Raw genomic sequence first — 17,993 nt, forward strand, 5'->3', positions numbered from 1 at the left:
TATTTAATAATATAAGAAGAAAAATTTTGGGCGTATTTTTAAATACAGCGAACAAAAAACGAAAACTACTCCTAAACGCCGTAGAACCATCCATGACCGCTCTGCTAGAGCATTCCTGTACCCGTATTTCGGCTAAGAAACATCCAATTGTCGTACTATAATTAGTCGTTATATTAACCTGGTGATAACCTGCCTAACCTCAGCAGACTGCTTATACCGCCATACCTTTACGGGATTGGCATGACAGATGTTGAAAAATTCTCGCGCTTATCTTTTCACGAGCAAAGATTTTAAAGAGGCTTTATCCGAATAAACCCATCTGCTGATTAAATAAGTCATCAAACGAAAGACCTATTGAAGGCAAAATACTTTCGGCAATAGGCCGAATTTGCTTTTCTATATAGTGCTCATAATCCAAAGGCTGGTTTTGTTGTTCGACAGTTTGAGGACCATGAGTTGTCACCACATAAAAAACCGTTGTTTTATTCTGGTATTTGAGCACATTTCCCGCTTGTCGATTATGTTCATCTGCAGCGCGTGCCGCTCGCACATGAGGCGGCATCGTCTTAGTATAGTGGGAAAGCGGCTTTCGCAATCGCCTGGCGTAAATCAATTGTTTATCTTTTTGGCCGCTTCGAATCTGCTCCAGTACGTCTTGAACATAATGTTCCACCGGTTGCTTTGTAAAAATGCGGGTATACAGAGCTTCCTGAAATTGTTTTGCCAAGGGAGTCCAGTCAGAGCGAACGTTCTCCAGCCCTTTGAACAGCAGTTGCGCGTTGCCGTTTTTCATAGTCATACCGGCGTAACGTTTCTTACTGCCGGTTTCAGCTCCGCGAATGGTAGGCATAAAAAATTGATGAAAATGAGTCTCGAACTCAATTTCTAAAAAGCAGTCTAGCGAAGAATTGTCTTTTAGATTGGCGCGCCAGCTTTGGTTTATCATCTTTTCCAGATTTTTGCCTATATCCGCCGCCTCTTGTGCATGGCGCACATGGGGGAGATGTACGAAGAGTGAATCGGTATCGCCATAAATCACTTCGTACCCCTTTGCATTAATCCACCCGGCGGTGGTTTGCATAATTTCATGCCCCCGCAAAGTAATTGAGCTGGCTAGTCGTGGATCGTAAAACGGACAACCGCCACTGCCCAACACGCCGTAGAATGAATTCATTAAAATTTTTATGGCTTGCGATCGAGGTGCATCTTTATTGCGTTTTGCTTCATCCCGCTGTGACCAAAGGTTTGCAATAATGTCCGGCAGGAAGTGCTTGTCACGAGAGAACAACGCCCCATTAAATCCTGCAATTGCATCGGCTGGATTAGCCAGACCTTCGGCGAGTCCAAGCGGGTCTACTTTAAATGTGCGGATAATAGACGGGTAGAGGCTTTTAAAATCAAGCACCAACACGTTTTCATATAAGCCGGGACGTGAGCTCATCACATAGCCTCCGGGGCTGGTGAGCCCTCCGTGCGAAGGTCGCACACCACAGATAAAACCTGCACGATGGAGCTTGGGCAGGTATACATTTATAAATGCGGCAACTGAGCCGCCAGCGCGGCTCATATCTAACCCGGTCAGCGTGCTTCTCAATATCATAAAATCCAGAAATGCAGTTTTAGTGGCAATATCATTTACCAGCTCACAATCCTGAAAGTTGTATGCCGCAAGTTGTGCCGGATTATCCCGATACAAGCTCTTAATGGCTTCAAGCTTGTTTTCGCTCTCAATAAGCTTGCCTCTGCCGGTCAATGTCTGAGCGACATTATCTAATGCAAAGCTATCAAACTGGTACGTCATAGTTTTGAGTGCTTCAATACCATCAATTATGCTGCGACCTGGAACTTCAACGATAACTTGACCGGGCTCCCATTCCCGCACGCTTAAGGCTTGTTCGTGTCGTCCTATTTTCAGCTGGCGATTATATTTTCCTGCGCAACGGGCCAGCACGGCCATGTCGAATTGTTTGACATTCCAGCCAGTAATAACATCAGGATCTGCTTCACGAATAGCCTGTTCGAAAGCATCAAGTAATGCTTGTTCATCGCGCACCAGCTGAAGTTGATAATGATTCGAGTGCGCCTCAGGTAGCGACATGGCATTAGCGATGAGAATAACCCGGTTACAGCTGTTGCCAGCTATACCAATGGAAAACAGCGTTTCGTTTTCATCACACTCAATATCCACACTAAGGGAAGAAAGCTGGGGGCGAAAGGTAGCGCCTTTTACCTTTGCATGTCGCAAAACGCCTTGTTCATCCTGTTCCCGCGCGGAGTAACTAATGGCACCATAAGCGAAACGTTCCATCAAAAAACGATCCACCAGCTTAATGTCCGCTTCGTATAAAGTGACTTCACTACCGTTCAGGTACCGCCGGAGTTGGTATAATTGATGTTCGTTTTTGGGGCGCAACAAGGTCACAGGCTGTTGCTCCAGTGTTTTAAGATGGGTGTTTTCTATACTAAACGAGAGTGATTGCGAGTTAATTGCGGTTTGTGCTGCGTTAAGCTGTTCCTGACGCACAAAACACACATTGGTCTGAGGCTCAGAAACCACACAGCGGGGGCCGTCTTTGGTCGCTAACCACAATTCAATACATTCGTTGTTGCCCTGCCTGATCAAACGGCGGGTAAGAATAAATCCGGTGCCAGTATAAATTGCCTGAAATCGCTCAGCTTTACCAAAACTGCTTCATTCTAGAGCAGACTGGCAGCATTTCAATAACCGCCACGTTAATTACGAAAATACTACCAGCTTATCCCGGCCACTGCTTTTTGCTTTGTAAAGCGCTGCGTCAGCGTTAGCGATAAGTTGAGTTGAAGTAGAAGCAGATGCTGCGGAAACCAATCCTATGGAAACGCTCAAAGCAAGTTGAGGTGTGTTGATGTTTTCGGGAATATGCTTTACGGATTCTGCAAACTGTTTAAGCATATCTTCGGCATCATCACCACTGGTGTGGGGGAAAGCAAAAAGAAATTCTTCACCGCCAATGCGGCCGATAATATCTGTACTTCTGAAAGCATTTACTGCAAGTTCGCCGAATGCACGCAGCACGTCATCTCCCACCTGATGTCCATACTTATCATTGATATCTTTAAAATGATCAAGATCCAGTATGGCCAGTGAAAAATAATCATTATGGCGGTAAGCCAGGCCGAGTTGCTGTTCTACGTCCTCAAGCGTTTTGCGGCGGGTCTTCAGTCTGGTAAGACCATCTTCATTAGCCAGATTTTCAAGACGGCGTTGATGTTGCCTACCGTTGTTATAGAGCCAGAACATCAAAGCACAGATAACTATCAGCATAAAGACCAACGCAATTGAGTATCGCTGCATCTTTTGTTCGTTTTGTAATTGCGTCTGCTGTCTTAGGTTTTGCTCTTTCAGCAGGTCATTTTGTGCCTGCTGCTGTTCAACTTCAAAACGGGTTTTCAGTTCCAGCAACCGCTGACCATTTTGCTCTTTTTGCAATCGTTGATTTGCTTTCTGATTCTCAAGCATAAGTACATACGCTTTTTCAAACTCTCCTTTAGCAGCAAAGACCCTCGATCGCATTTCATTTATCTTTATGCGGTGGGGTAGGAATGAATCGCCTTTAGCAAGTGCTTCCGTCTTATCGATAAATGTCATAGCAGTGGCTGGATTGCCTTCTATCAACGCAATATTCGCTTGTTCCAATAACACGCCTATTTGCATGAACGGGTTTTTTGCCTGCGCGAATAAAGTTAGCGCGTCTTCAAGATATGAACTAGCGGCGTCACGCTCTCCCTGCCGCACAAGAGCGGAGGCAATTGCCTGATAACTATAAGCTGCGCCTTGCACATCGTTAATATCAATAGCCAGATGAGCCGATTCCAGCAGAAGCCGCAGACCCTCTTCAACATCGTCTGTGTTGGCGTAAGCCTGACCAAGGCCAAACAATGTGTTAGCTAACTCTAAGCGAATATTGTTTTGGCGATAGTAAGTTTCAGCCTGCTCAAAGTAAGGAACCGCAAGTTCATATTCTTCACGATATTCGTGGACTAAGCCAATCATGGCGGCAAAGTCCTCAGGTTTCAGACGCAAATTTTCTCTTTGGCTCAGTGAATAACCTTTTTGAAAGAAAGAAAGAGCTTCATCAGTAGCGCTAAGGGTCAGTTTTAGGTATCCCATCGTACTTAACGCATGCGCTTGCATTTCAGTTTCCTGATTCTGGCGCGCCCACACAAGTGCATCTCTGGCAAGCTTTTCAGCTCGCTGGGCACGGCCGAGACCATCCAGTGCTTCCGCTTTGGCAAGTGCCAGGTGGTGATACAGCCACGGCTCAGCCTCAGGGTCGATAGTGTTAAGAGCGGCATCAGCTTGTTGCAATGCGAGATCGTGGAGGACAAGCGCTGAATAGGCGCGGCTCAGCACAAAACGCAGCCCTACCAATTCTGATGTCGAAGGAGATTCGGAAATAAGCGATGAGACTTTATCTACTACCCGCTGCGGGTCGTCACGAAAGTCGTTCAAAAGTGGATGAACTGCTTCAGACCATGTCCGCGTAGGCTCTGAAAAAGCAGCAAAGGAAGGAAATGACATAATAAAAAGGAACAGACAGTGCCACCTGAAACTGGATTTACTTGCTTTTATTGAAGTCAACAGACTGCGCATCTTGTATCCTAAATGTCTTTACAGACTGCTTAACACCGTAGTATCACAACCAAAACATCACTTTTTCTTCGCCTGATACGATACCTTTAAGACAGCGAAAAGACTAGTCGCCTGACGCTACATTTTGTAACTTCAAGAGGTACTTCATTGGCGAAGAGTGCGACGATAAAATCGTTCTGATTAGTATAATTAGCTGTGCGAAAGTGTGCTACACACGAAAAGGCAAAACGAGGATATCATTCAGAACCGTCTGCAGGCGCTGTGCAACAGGCGCTGTGCAACAGGCGCTGTGTAACGGCATGGATGCTGCGGCTGAGCGCCCAGAGAAGGGTTTACAGGGTATTCTAAGTGGCGTCCTCGTTGTGACTCATAATTCGCATCGGTGTCACCAGCGCTGAACTGCCCAGTTTAGAGCGACTAGCGCGATAACAGCAGAAGTTAACGGCATGACTCGGCGTGCGTACCATTGGTAATGCCGTAGGCTAAGTAACAGCGGCACCAGCAGTATAACAATGGCAAGCTGACCAATTTCTACACCAATATTAAATGAAGCAACGGTTAGCAAAGGTTTATTAGCAGAGGCTTGCAGTTCGCCAAATACGCTGGCAAAGCCCATTCCGTGCAGAAGACCGAAAGCAAAAGTTATCCAACCCAAACGGTGAACTACCGGCCAAATATTATTCAGCGCTGTTAGAAGCACTGAAACGGCAATGCCAATTTCAACCCAACGACTGGATGGCTGGTACCAGCCTAATGCGGTAGTGGTAAGCGTAAGTGAGTGTGCCAACGTAAAGGCAGTAATCAACAGCAACGCTTCTTTTAACACAGGTGATATCTGGCTTTCCGCTACCCACTTTTTGTCTCGGCGACACAAGTTAATCGTAAGCAAAGTTGCGATGAGAAAAAGAATATGGTCAATGCCAATCCAGATATGGATAATGCCTTCATAGACAAAAGTCTTGATGGTGTCGAGGGTAGACGGCGCTTGGCCCGAAATGGTGATATTTCGATGAGTGGTACTAAATACATCCGAACTTGCCACATCACCGACAATTATTGTGACCAGCGTTTTATGAGTATCATCCTGTTCAAACACCCCTTCATAATGAATATCTACCGGATCGGTATTTTTGCAGGTAACCTGGAATGGCAGTGTAATCAGAGTTTGGGTGGAAACAGCGTCCAAGGCAACGGGTTTGAACGTTAATGCACAGTTTTCATCATTCTGGGTGAAATGTAAAATGTTACTGTAATATGCCTGCAAAGCAGGCTCACTGTCAGTGACTTCTTGCCAGGTAAGATCGCCGTCAAAGTTAGCATCAAGCTTTACTTCGATTTCAAGATCGTAGGGAGTAAGAGAGAGTTTTCCGTCTAGCTGGCGAGTATTTTCCCCGCCCAGCGTGAGATAACCATTGCTCAACTCATGAGCGTGCAACTCGGTTGAACCTGTAAACAGCCACAGTATTGTAAAAACATATCGCAATAATTTTCGGTAGACGTACATGTCAGACGACTCTCCCCTTAAAGACACTGGTTACTACAAAGAAATGCTGGCTAGCGCTAATAGCTTCTGATCGGCAAAGGTTTTTGCCTGCTGACAATTTAATTTGGCAAGAGGCATAGCCTTCTCTTTGGCGCTACATCATTTCGCCATTCTCGCATTGCCACCCGCTGAGCCATCATGTGCTGCCACTTATTTGATTTATTTTGTTGTTGTTCGGCCATAGCTAATCGTGACAGAACAGCATCATTCAGATAGCAACTTGCCCAAAGCGCAACAAGGCTCGCAGGAACAGTATCCAACGCTATCTTCTCCAGATGCGCAGGCCCAACTTGTGGTTTTCCATTCTTCAAGGCCATATTAACAAGCGTTTCCTGTACCCACTGATTCGCTCTGAGATCTTTGGACAGGCGTAACGAAGCAAGCTGATTCAGCTAATTGTACAGATTTTTAGTGGATTGTTGTTGAAACTGTGCGTCCAGCATGCAGGTAAACGAGACGACATACTGGGTTTGCCTAATGAGCGACTTACCTGTTCCAGCGCCTTTTCATAATTGCCCAGGTTGAAGTAGACCATGGCAATCAAATTTAGCTGAGCCATAGTCGGAACGTTGCTGTAAAACTATCTGAAGCCTGGTTCTGCTTCGTCAACTGATGTTGTTGCTGCAGCCGAGCCCCTACTAATAAAATCGGAAGAACGCGCGCCTTGCACTGCTACAACAATACAAGCACACATCACTGCAGATTAGCATAACAACTATCTGTAATTGTAAGGAAAAAGCTTGAGTCAAAGACAACGGGTGTAACAACGTGACGGGAAAGAGAAACAGAATTTAATAGAGAAAGGAGCCGATCTGGCTCCTTTTCAGCCATTTACGCTTTAATAGCTTTATGCATATCATCCAGCGCTTTAGGCATGGCATCGACATACATTTGAACGTGCTCAATTCGTCCGGTACTGACGCGGGACCATAGCTGATAAGTGCGATATTGCCCGCGAATATGGACATCATAATTTGCCATGGCTTTTTGAAAAGCGTTGGCATCGCCTCTGTCGCCCAAATCAACGAATACGAAGTTGGTGCTGGAAGGCAGAGCGGCTAAGCCATTTTCTTTAACCGCAGTCATAATCATGTCTTTTGCTTCTACTACTTTCTCCCTAGAAAAAGATTTGAAACTTTCGTCGTTATAACTGGTGATAGCCGCCGCCAAACCGGCCTGATTAATGGAATACCCGCCTAAACCATACTTGTTAATCCAGGTCATGTTGTCTTCCGAACCCAGCATATAGCCGATCCGCATACCGGCAAGGCCATAAATCTTTGAAAAAGTGCGCGCGACAATAACGTTATGCCCTTCGTTTATCAGCGGTATCATGGAGTGTTTGGGGCCATCTTCCATCAATTCATTATAGGCTTCATCTACCAGCACCAGGGTTTTCTTCGATGCCTTAATACAGAATTCGCGCAGCTTTTTTGGGTCCAGAATTTTACCAGTAGGATTGTTTGGATTACATATGTGTACCATTGCCACATCGCTGTCTATGGCGTTGTACAACGCTTCTAAATCGATATCCAGATCTGCGGTGTTCGGGATACGGCGTATACTCGGCCCGCCCTGACTGATGGGCGCCATTGACGTGGTATCCCAAAATAAATCCGGCCCCAAAATCACTCCTTTGCTGGTTGCAGCGTAGGCAGCAAACGCCAGAATCAGGCTTGACCCTGCAGTAATCGAAACATTTTCGCGCTGCAGATTATTTTGCTCAGCAATCATATCGGTAAGATACATACCCGCTGTGTAGGCATAATATGCGCCGCCAGAAGAGGCCGCCTCAGTAATAGCTTTAATTGCTTCAGGGCTCGGACCATAGGGGTTTTCGTTAGCATTTAGCTTGGCTATGCCGGGCTTAGGACCATAATAAATTTTGTTAGCTGATGCAGGAGCCGCCGATGCTAAACTCATGGGAGCAATAATACCGGAAGCACCGAGTGCTGTAGTCGCCAGACTGCCGCCTAGAAATAAACGACGGGAAGGATTGTAAGTCATGTATGTTTCCTCTTTTTTTATGGGTAATGTGCCTACAACAGGGTTTTATAAAACATGCTGGCAGAGACAATCACCAGATAGACGCCGAACAGGCGCTTGAGCGTTTTTTCACTAAATTTATGCGCCATTGTGGCGCCGATGGGAGCGGTCATAATTGAACCAATGCTGATAGCAATAAGAGCCGGAATATTGACGTATCCGATGGTTCCCGCCGGAAAGGCTGCAGATTCAGAGTGTTTCATGATGAGAAATCCCAGAGCGCCGGGCAGACCGATGAGAAATCCCACTCCTGCAGCGGTAGCAACTGCTTGCTGAATAGTGCGACGGCACATCACCATGGTAATGACAGTCGGTGTGCCGCCGCCGATACCCAGCAGCGCAGAAAAGCCGCCAAGAACAAATGCCAGCGTTGCACGCCCGATTCCTGTCGGCATGGAGAAGTGGACGCCGGGACGGACAACCAGATCAGGAAACAGAAAATAGATGGAATACAGCAACACGCCAGCCGCAAAAACAATTTTCAGTCCATCACTGCTGGTGTAGTGAGCGATAAATAAACCGCCCACCACGCCCAGTACTATCCATCCGGACCATGACTTCAACACATCAAAATCTACCGCGCCACGCAGCATGTGTGCTTTTACCGAACGCATGCTGGAAACAACGATTGACGCCAAAGAGGTGCCGATAGCGACTTTAGCCAGTTCGTCTGAATCCGGAGTGAAAAAGGGAAAGACAATAAGTAACGCCGGCACCACCACAAAGCCGCCGCCATTCCCGAATAATCCTGCAGTAATACCGGCAATTGCCCCTGCAGCACATAACATTAGAACAAACCAGACAAGCTCTAATTCCATCACCGCAGTGCTCCTGAATAAAACAAATATGAATACATAAACAAAATTCACCTGAAGTTAATGATTCGAATCTGGGAAGTCTGGCAAGTCAGGCTTGCCAGACCTCTCTACTCACCGTTCATTTAAAAATTGGCAACTAACTTGGTGTAGTAATAGCCTCCCTGCCAGTCGACGATAGAGTCTGCGCGATAAATCTGGCCACAGCAGGAGTCGGCTAAGTTGGTTTTGTCAGGGTAGTTATCAAACAGGTTTCGCACACCGGCGCTTAAAGACAGGTTTTCACTGATGTGATAAGTACCTTCCAAATCAAACATCCATTCGCTGCCGAATTTCTGTAAATCGGTATTGTTCCAATCGATTTGGTTGCCTTGTGCCAGTGTGGTAACAGCATCAACGTTTTCGTATTCACCGTAGTAGCTAAGACGGGCAAGCACTTGAAACGCCTCGTAAGCATGTTTAATTGAGAAGATGCCCCGGGTCTCGGGAGTGCCGTTCTCAAAGTCATACATATCTTCAGCATTTAGGTATTCGCTGGGATCTGAATCGAATTCGCTTTTGTTGTAGTTGACCGACGCGGTGAGAGTGGTGCTACCATACTCGCTTTCCATAAGGTAATTGGCGACTAGATCCACGCCTTCAGTAACAGTATCAAAAGCGTTTTGGAAATAGAGCACACCGCCGATAGATTCTGCGCCCACGACGCCTGCGTCTACTAAGGCCAGATAATTCTGGTAAGCATCGCCAGCGGATTCATCAGCTGACACGTCAAGAGTAGAAATGGCGTACAAACGGTCTTCTAACGCAATGCGATAGTAGTCAAGCGTAATGTTTAGTGCGCCATAGTCAGCGGTAACGCCAAAGGTGATATTGCTGGATTTTTCGGGATCAAGATTGCTGGCACCTAGCGCCTGTGCAATCTCACCTCCGGCGGGGAAGAGGCCGGTGGCCACAGGAAAACCATTGGGCAAGCGAGTTGAGACGTTGGTCGTGCCTTGTTGTCCCGGAGTGGGTGCCCGGAAACCGGTGCCGTAGGAAGCGCGTAAGCCCACTTCGTCATTTAACTGGTAAAATCCGGCTATTTTGTATACCAGTTCTGAACCAAAGTCAGAGTAGTCTTCATAGCGCAGCGCCGCTTGCCCGAAAAGATCATCGGTAATGTCTCCACTTAGATCAATATAAGCCGCGTAAGAATCGCGTTCATAGGTGCCAGCAAATTCCGGTGAATAGCCCGGAAAGCCGTTCGCGCCTACGCCCATTATTTGATAAACCGGATCATCGGGATTCGCGCAGTCTAACGATGAGCCGTTAGCGATAACGTTTAAACCCTCTGCCGAGCTTGTGCCGTCAGCATTACAAAAACCCCAGGGATCGGCGACTGAATAATTACCTGCGACAAAGGAAGACTCCTCGCCACCTTCGATATCATAACCTTCATCCAGATAGCTTAAGCCGAAGGCAAACACATAACTGGCGAAATCATAGGTAAAGTCGGCTTGAAAATGTGTTTCTTCGTTTGACAATAACCCTGGTCGAAATGCGGTAGGACTTGCATCGCCTAAGGACGGGTTAATGGTGTTACTGATGGTGTAATCTATTTCATCGTAACCATACCGGCCGCTGATGTCATACCCGAAGGCATCAATCATGCCTTTAACGCCACCCACCATTGAATAGTCAGTTATCGAGCCGAAGAAGCGCGGCGTAAAGCCCCCTGGGAAGAAAGAAAGAGGGTTCCATACAGAGCCATCCTCTAGCCGTATATCTTCAATCGTGCCGTTGCCGGGGTAGCGATAGTAAAATGTACTGTCTGCGTCTTTTTCGCTGTAATTTCCGAAGGCATACAATTCAACCGCGTCGGAAAACATATAGCCTGCATTAATAAATACGCGGGTGGCTTCTGAATTCGGTGCCCCCCAAGGCTGCACAACGTCAGCGCCTTGTGTCGAGTTTGCCATTTCATCAGCTGCGGCTAAAAATTCCGGTGTTAAATAGTCGTTGTATGCAGCATCAGCATCATAATTTGGAAGTGAAGAATCGAGACAGAATGCCGCTGTGCAATACTGAACGGCTCGGTTGGTTGCGTCGTTATCGCTGTATTCAGCAGAAATACTAACAAAGCCGTCTTCCCCCAGGCTAAACCCTTTGTTCCCGCTGATAGTCAGGCCGTCACCATCACCTTCATAATATTGCCCCCATTCTGCGGTAAACATTCCGCCCTCGGTGTTGTTCTTTAGCTGGAAATTAATCACTCCAGCAATGGCATCTGAACCATATTGGGCTGCGGCACCGTCGCGTAGTACTTCTACCGAACCAATTGCCGCAGTAGGAATCATGGCCAAATCCGGCCCTTGAGTACCCGAGCCACCGACTTCTACCAGCGCCGAACGATGGCGGCGCTTAGAATTAACCAGTACCAATGTTTTATCTGTGGGTAAGCCGCGTAAACTTGCAGGGCGGATAAAAGCAGCACCGTCAGCAATCGGCTGCCTGCCTAACGTATAAGACGGGACTAACGTTTTCATTACGTCATTCATGTCGGAAAATGCGACTGCAGATACATCATCAGCTGTCAGCACATCTACTGGTACGGGTGAACTGGTTACCGAGCGTGGTGCACCGCGAGCGCCCACAACTGCAATACGTTCCACCGCATCAGATTCAGCATCTGGCACAACAGTTTCTTGTGAATAAACATCAGAGACAGCAGCCATAGACAGTGAAATGCCAGCAAAACTGGCGTAAATCGCAGCACTTAATTTTTTTCTTTTCATCCTGTGTTCCCTTAGTTGCCCGCTTTGCTCATTGTTATTGTCAGGCGAAGAAGCTGGAGAGGCTCCTGCGACGCCCAAAGTTGGCTCACAGCAGCACCAGCCCAATGCAGCGATAGTAAATTTTGTTTTGCACCTGGGGCTGCTGCTGTGAACTACAGACTAGAAAACATCTCGCATGCTGCGGAAGAAAAAAGAATATTGAGGGTTATAGGAAAAATATGGAGGAAGTCATAGAGCCCATATCCGTCAAGGCTTTAACAACAAATATCGGTGAATAATTAATCGCTATTTGTGGTGAGTCATAACATAAAGCTAACAAACTTCCACTGTTTACCGTTTAGATGGTGGCATGTAACTTGCTGAATTAAATAAAATTATAATCAAGAATATACCTAACAGTTTTCATTATAAAAATATTACTAAGCCAAGACAGGAAAATTTCCCGTAGCGATTTTTATCTATGCACAGCAGGAAAATCAGCCATGAACTCAAAACAGCTGCAATATTTTTTAATAACCGTTCAAAAAGGCAGTATCGCGGCAGCCGCGCGGGAACTGGATATTGCGCAACCTGCTATCAGCCAGCAATTAGCAAATTTAGAAAGAGAAATGGGCGCGCCTTTGTTCGCTCGCAGCTTTAAAGGCGTCGCGCTGACAACGGCAGGAGAAGTGTTTGCCAACCACGCAAGAAGGCTGGTGGAAGACATCAATACGGCCAAAGCGGATTTACAGCGTTTGGTAGAGAATCAGGCTGGAACGGTGAGAGTAGGAATGCTGCCGTCAATCGGAAACGTGTTGTCAATGCCGCTAATTGCTGAAGTTAACCAATGGCATCCAAAGCTAAAATTAGAAATAAGCACTGGCCCTTCCTACTCGGTGCGCGGCTGGCTGGAAACCCGTCAAATTGATATCGCTATTACTTATGAACAAGACATCGTAATGGGTAGCATGAAATGCGAGCCGCTTATTGAAGAATATATGCATTTGGTGGTGGGAGCCAACGATCATTCAGAGATTTATCAAGCATTAAAACACCGCGAATGTATTGAGTTTTGGGAACTGAGCCAATTCGAATTACTGAGTCCGACGAACAAGGAAGCGCTAGGAATGTTGATTGAGAAATATGAAAAGAGCACTGGCGTGGCGTTGCGGCACAATAAGGCTTATTCTGGACAGCTGATGACAGGTTTACGCCAGGTGATGCAGGGAGAAGGTTTAATGATATTACCTTCATCAGCTATTTTTCATCTGGAAGAAAGCGGCTTGGTCAATGCCATAAAAATTGTGGCGCCTGAAATGAAACGCCATGTGCTTATTGCCACCAACAACAGCGATTCCCTATCCGATGCCACCATTCGCATGAAACGTATTATCAGAAAAGTGACGGCTCAGGAGCAGGCGCTTGACCATTGGCGCGGTGAGATGACTGAGGGGGCAGCCGCAACCGCTCCTTTAATGACTCCCGCTCAAGAGGGGCGCATGATTTCTCGTTAGCCGCAGCCTGTGGCCACGCTACGCCGGCAAGGTTACATCAATCTGTACGGGTAGATGATCTGACAGTATCTTCGTTTTATCATCTTTTAACTTTTTGGCTGCCCGTAGGGTGATGTCCGGCGAGGTCCAAACTCTGTCTAAGGAAAATATGGGAAAGCGACTGGGAAAAGTAGCGCCCACCTTGTGTTGCCTTAATAGGCGATTCAACCCTTTAAAGGCCGAGGTAAAAAACTGCCATTCATTAAAGTCTCCCGCCACTATAATTGGCGTTGGCTGCTCTTCCATTCTTCTTGCAATGTACTGGTGGAGTAAAGCGAACTGAGACCGACGTTCCTTCTTTTTCAACCCTTTGTGTGTATTTATCACAGTAAGAGGCCCCGCGGGTGTTTGTAATACCACCGCCTGAATATTCCGTGGCTGAAAACCGGTTTGGCTTACATCCACAGTTTCGTTGCTAATTACCGGAAAACGACTGAGTACCGCGTTGCCATACCAGCCGGTGTCTTCTGTGATAGCGGGGGAGGGAACAAGCGTAAATACATCACCAGCACATATATGTTGCCGGTCCAATTCTTCGGAACGGTCTCCCGGGCGAGTGTCCATCTCCTGAAGTAACACCACATCTGCTTCTCTACCAGCGAGATATTGTCCTATTCGATGATAATCATGTTTGTGATCTGTACCTACACCACTGTGAATGTTATAGGTTACGATACGGCACATTCTTCACCCTCAGCTTTCTGCTTTTCTTTTCGTTTCTGATAATATTTTGCAAACTTCTGCGAACCCCAAATCATTAGTCCCCACAATACGATGCCGCCGACCAGATAGCCAATTGTTTCAGGCGATGGATTACGGAAAATCTGCGTAATTGAATCTCCGACTAATCCTTTCGCGATCATCGGTGGAAACATCCCCAAAAAAGTACCAACCAAAAAAGGCAGCAAGCCGATTGAGGACACGCCAGCCACCAGATTCACTAAACTGAATGGCGCAATAGGTAACATTCGTATTGCCGCTACTCCGACAATGCCGCTATTACGGAATTTCTCATCTACCGCTTCAATTTTTGGCCCGCCGAGCTTTTTAAGTCCCGCGTTTCCAGCCAATATACCCAGACCGAACATACACGCTGAACTTAATAGTGCGCCCATTATTCCGTAAATCGGGCCCCACACTGGACCAAATATAGCCGCCACCGCTAATGACATGACGGTGACTGGAAAGAACACAAACCCGCCGACCAGATAAACCAGTAATACCGTAGGTAACGCAAAATATGTTCCGCGGCTTTTTTCGAGAAAGGCGTTAATGTTTTCTGTACTGAGCCAGGAAATGGAATTAGTGGCCAGAATAAGCAGTCCGGCAAAAATAGCTAATGCAATGACGCCAATACCAATCATGATGGTTCGGCGACGAGGATTACGAAGTGGAGTGGCATTCCCAAATGCGGAAATGGCGGGCATTAATGGTTCTTCCGGGTCAGATAACGAGCGAAAGAAATTGATCCCCGATTGATCGGTGAACACTTCATCATGAATCTCAGTGAGAACATAACCGTGGGCAATTTGTCCTTCCATAAGCGCTTTGGCAGGATTTTCCGATTTCATCAGCTCACTCACTGCGTCCAATTCACGCCCCGTGTGTTCTGCCAGTAGATCGTCTCTTACCCGCGCTATCTGGCGGCTGTTCTCGGGCGTATTGCCGAAGAATACCGTGTCGATTTCTGTATCCAGTGTCATTGATCGATTACTAAGATTAGATGAACCAATTACCAAATACTTGTCGTCGATACTCATTACTTTAGAATGGATGCGCTTGTAAGCCTTGCGCCCTTTCTGATCTTCAATAGAAGAATAAGTCATGATGATACGACTTGGATCGACATCTTTTTCCAGAATTTTTTTAAAGTCGATGCGACTTGCCCAAAACGCTTCGCATTCGAACTTGCCCTTAGGTTCATACGAACTTACTACGATAATGTGCAAGGAAGGGCACGCTTTCATTCGGCGATTTAACGCCTCAGCAATCTCTTGTCGGCTTGTAAATTGGTTTTCGATGAAGATTACATTTTCTGCTTCGTTGATAAGATCCAGTAATATATGACGAACTTCCTGTACCGGCTCAACTTCGTCCATGAACGGAATGGTGCGCGCCAGAGCACAATCAATCTTCTCAAACCAAGGGTCAAACATCTGCGGCCAAGCTTCAGGTAGAGGAGAGTCCAGCGCATTTTTAGCATCTTCGCGAATAGCAATAGGCTGCGTTTCAGCAACTCTTAACCAGCGCCACCTTACCAGCTCGGCAAAATCCTTAACTACTGGACCCGCGGCAACCATTTGCACATCATGTAGGGGAGCATATTCACCCTCCGGTCCATTTCGTTCTTCGCTTTCAACGGGGTGGTCGCGGGTATCCCAACGATTGGTTGAAACATCCATTCCGCCGGAAAACACCACCTCATCATCGATTACGACAATTTTTTGGTGCTGGCTACCTCCCATCGGAATGGTATCATCAAGTACGGTTTCTACATTATCAGGTGTTTTTTCATCCCACACCTCCTTTGCCCATAATTCTCGCTGAGCGAAAAAGGCCAGAGAAGAATCCCACCGCAGAAGATAAATTTTTAATTCAGGATTTTGTTCTGCTTTCCACGCCAGCAAATCGCTGATAACAGAGGGTGCCTCTGACTGCTCCTCTTCATCACCGCGCAGTAAACGAATGCGACTGTCGATATCCCAGCCGACGATAAAAATACTGTGTTTGGCTTTTACGATGGAAGCATGAAGCGCTTTGTAGTAATTGGCGCAGTCAATAAGCGGCGTCGCGTAACTCGCCGTACTCGTCACCCAGCAGTTCTCTCCTTGTTTAAAAATCGAACTATTTGCCGACATAATTTCTCCTGTGCACAACACGCTCGCTTAATCTAATCTGAAATGCCGTTGCACAATTTATTCCATGAGTAAGAAAACCTATATTTATTATTAAGTTATTGTTAGCCTTAATGAAATCAATAGGTGGACAAAATCTACCGGCCAATGAACTTTACGGTGCGGGAAACTTTAACCAGGCTACTTTGTAATATTTCTATGATCCGAATGGGCTGAGCAAAAAGTAAACTACTCTACCTTCATCACTTTCTTAAGGTCATTAATATGTTCAAATATATGCTTATCGCAATGGGCGTTTTACTCTTCGCCGGATGTAGTTCAACGTCTGATTGGAACGGAATGTCGGAAAATGAAATTAGTGCATGGCAGTTGGCGGGTTTTGAAGCAAGGGATGCACAGCAGTGGAAGGAAGAAAACTTTACAGTGCTGGAGGCCGAAGCCTGGTCTTCTGGCAGCTTTTCTACTCAAGAAGCAACACAATGGCGGGATGAAGGGTTTGCTGCTGTAGAGGCAACGAGATGGCAACAGCTAAGTATACCGCTCGAAGATGCGCAAGAGTGGAAAGCGCGTCAATTTACACCTGATCAAGCCCACGATTGGATTACGGCTGGCTTTACTCTACAAGAAGCCGAAGAAGGCCGCGCTAAGGGTCTTGAACCTACCAATTAGGTAAGTTTACCCGTAGGAAATCTTACCGGATATAATCTTGCACATGTAAAATGATGCCGCTCTGCCAGAGCGGCATCATTGCGCTCGGAGTTTTACCCTGGGCGGTTCAAACGTAGAAGAGAATGACACGAACAAAAAAACGCCCGGAAATTCCGGGCGTTCTACCAGCTAAGCGGGATATCCGAACTTAAAAGCGGTATTCCACACCAATGCTGGCTTGTTTAAGATCGGTATCAAAGTTGGTATCGTCAATGTCATCAGCAAATTCATTGGCGTCAAGGTCTGCATCGTAAACCGTGTATTCTGCGTTAATTACAAAACTTTTGCTGATGTTGTAGCTTAAGCCAGCGCCGATAAATAAGCTTTCATCATCGTAACTGCTGGAAAATTCTTCTACACTGTAATCGGTTTCCCACCAAAGCTGGCCACCTTTTACATAGACAGCAAATCTGTCAGATAAGGGTAAAGTACCTTTAACTGCCGCGGTGTAACCGTCGGTGTCTGCATTAGCAAATTCGTTACCGTAGTCGCCGAAATCTACAACGCTCCCTTCAATTGCCAAGTAACGATTAAAGCGGTAGCCGACGAGGCCCTGGAGCACATCATTGTCATCATCAAAATCATCCTGACCGTCGACCTTCAGGTAACCGTAGTTACCGCCAACGTAGAAACCAGGATCGTCTTGCATAGGGGTGTCGAGAGATTGCGCAAAGGCCGCAGAAGAAGTGAGTGCAGTAAGGCTCGCAATAACTTTAAGGGTATTTTTCATATCGTATGTCCTCTTTTTGAAAACCATCCGGGTTTGAGCGACAACCCGAAACGTATAGCTTTTCTTTCAAAGGACGTGCCAACCACTAGCTGCCCGGGGATTAAACAATTCTGTATTATTTACCGAAAAACTGGTGAGCAATTCGCCAAGCGTGAAACTTTTTTAGGTTACCTATTGACGACGCAGTGCACATCTTTCATTGGCATTGCATGAATTACATTAGTGGCGTCGAAGAGACTATCTGCCATAGTCCGGAGCAAGTTATACAGGGCAGAAAAACCTCGAATTGCGAACAATTCGCAAAATCAATTGCATTCGAGCTTCAATACAGCCAGAGAACCTGAGATACTATAGAGG

At 46.5% G+C, this 17,993-nt stretch carries 13 protein-coding genes; 2 read left to right on the forward strand and 11 right to left on the reverse strand.

The features are described from left to right. Positions 1 to 301: 301 nt before the first annotated feature. The 8 genes from CA267_RS13070 to CA267_RS13105 all read right to left on the reverse strand — a co-directional run bounded on the left by CA267_RS13070 (position 302) and on the right by CA267_RS13105 (position 11,811). Positions 302 to 2,659, reverse strand: coding sequence for a DNA polymerase II (locus tag CA267_RS13070; protein WP_083638612.1), 2,358 nt, complete (start codon positions 2,657 to 2,659; stop codon positions 302 to 304). 78 nt (positions 2,660 to 2,737) lie between these two features. Then, entirely contained in the window at positions 2,738 to 4,492 is a 1,755-nt protein-coding gene (locus CA267_RS13075; protein WP_170669061.1) for a GGDEF domain-containing protein, read from the reverse strand. A gap of 526 nt (positions 4,493 to 5,018) precedes the next feature. Then, entirely contained in the window at positions 5,019 to 6,137 is a 1,119-nt protein-coding gene (locus CA267_RS13080) for a HupE/UreJ family protein (protein WP_075610802.1), read from the reverse strand. Positions 6,138 to 6,235: 98 nt separating this feature from the next. Next, a complete protein-coding gene (locus CA267_RS13085) occupies positions 6,236 to 6,493 on the reverse strand; it encodes a hypothetical protein (RefSeq protein ID WP_075610801.1) in 258 nt (85 codons plus the stop codon). A gap of 71 nt (positions 6,494 to 6,564) precedes the next feature. Then, a complete protein-coding gene (locus CA267_RS13090; RefSeq protein WP_139316276.1) occupies positions 6,565 to 6,735 on the reverse strand; it encodes a tetratricopeptide repeat protein in 171 nt (56 codons plus the stop codon). 272 nt (positions 6,736 to 7,007) lie between these two features. Next, the gene (locus CA267_RS13095; protein ID WP_075610800.1) at positions 7,008 to 8,183 is read right to left on the reverse strand and encodes a pyridoxal phosphate-dependent aminotransferase; all 1,176 of its coding nucleotides are present in this window, start codon (positions 8,181 to 8,183) and stop codon (positions 7,008 to 7,010) included. 32 nt (positions 8,184 to 8,215) lie between these two features. Then, positions 8,216 to 9,040, reverse strand: a complete 825-nt coding sequence (locus CA267_RS13100) for a sulfite exporter TauE/SafE family protein (protein WP_075610799.1) — start codon at positions 9,038 to 9,040, stop codon at positions 8,216 to 8,218. 122 nt (positions 9,041 to 9,162) lie between these two features. After that, positions 9,163 to 11,811 (reverse strand): TonB-dependent receptor plug domain-containing protein, encoded by a 2,649-nt coding sequence (locus CA267_RS13105; RefSeq protein WP_075610798.1) that lies wholly within the window; start codon positions 11,809 to 11,811, stop codon positions 9,163 to 9,165. A 482-nt stretch (positions 11,812 to 12,293) separates the two neighbouring features. On the opposite strand from CA267_RS13105, the gene CA267_RS13110 reads away from it, so the two are divergent. Further along, positions 12,294 to 13,304: a LysR family transcriptional regulator gene (locus CA267_RS13110; RefSeq protein WP_075610797.1), complete on the forward strand. Its 1,011-nt coding sequence runs from the start codon at positions 12,294 to 12,296 to the stop codon at positions 13,302 to 13,304. Positions 13,305 to 13,322: 18 nt separating this feature from the next. Here the strand turns inward: CA267_RS13110 and CA267_RS13115 are convergent, their stop codons facing one another. Both CA267_RS13115 and CA267_RS13120 read right to left on the reverse strand, forming a co-directional pair. Next, positions 13,323 to 14,027 (reverse strand): endonuclease/exonuclease/phosphatase family protein, encoded by a 705-nt coding sequence (locus CA267_RS13115; protein WP_075610796.1) that lies wholly within the window; start codon positions 14,025 to 14,027, stop codon positions 13,323 to 13,325. Further along, positions 14,012 to 16,201, reverse strand: coding sequence for a VTT domain-containing protein (locus CA267_RS13120; RefSeq protein WP_075610795.1), 2,190 nt, complete (start codon positions 16,199 to 16,201; stop codon positions 14,012 to 14,014). Before CA267_RS13120 ends, CA267_RS13115 begins: the two co-directional genes overlap by 16 nt. A gap of 261 nt (positions 16,202 to 16,462) precedes the next feature. Between CA267_RS13120 and CA267_RS13125 the strand changes: the two genes are divergently transcribed. Further along, a complete protein-coding gene (locus CA267_RS13125; protein ID WP_075610794.1) occupies positions 16,463 to 16,867 on the forward strand; it encodes a hypothetical protein in 405 nt (134 codons plus the stop codon). A 187-nt stretch (positions 16,868 to 17,054) separates the two neighbouring features. Here the strand turns inward: CA267_RS13125 and CA267_RS13130 are convergent, their stop codons facing one another. Then, the gene (locus CA267_RS13130) at positions 17,055 to 17,636 is read right to left on the reverse strand and encodes a porin family protein (RefSeq protein ID WP_075610793.1); all 582 of its coding nucleotides are present in this window, start codon (positions 17,634 to 17,636) and stop codon (positions 17,055 to 17,057) included. Positions 17,637 to 17,993 lie beyond the last annotated feature (357 nt).

The organism is Alteromonas pelagimontana, assembly GCF_002499975.2.
In the GTDB taxonomy this organism is placed as follows: Bacteria; Pseudomonadota; Gammaproteobacteria; order Enterobacterales; family Alteromonadaceae; genus Alteromonas; species Alteromonas pelagimontana.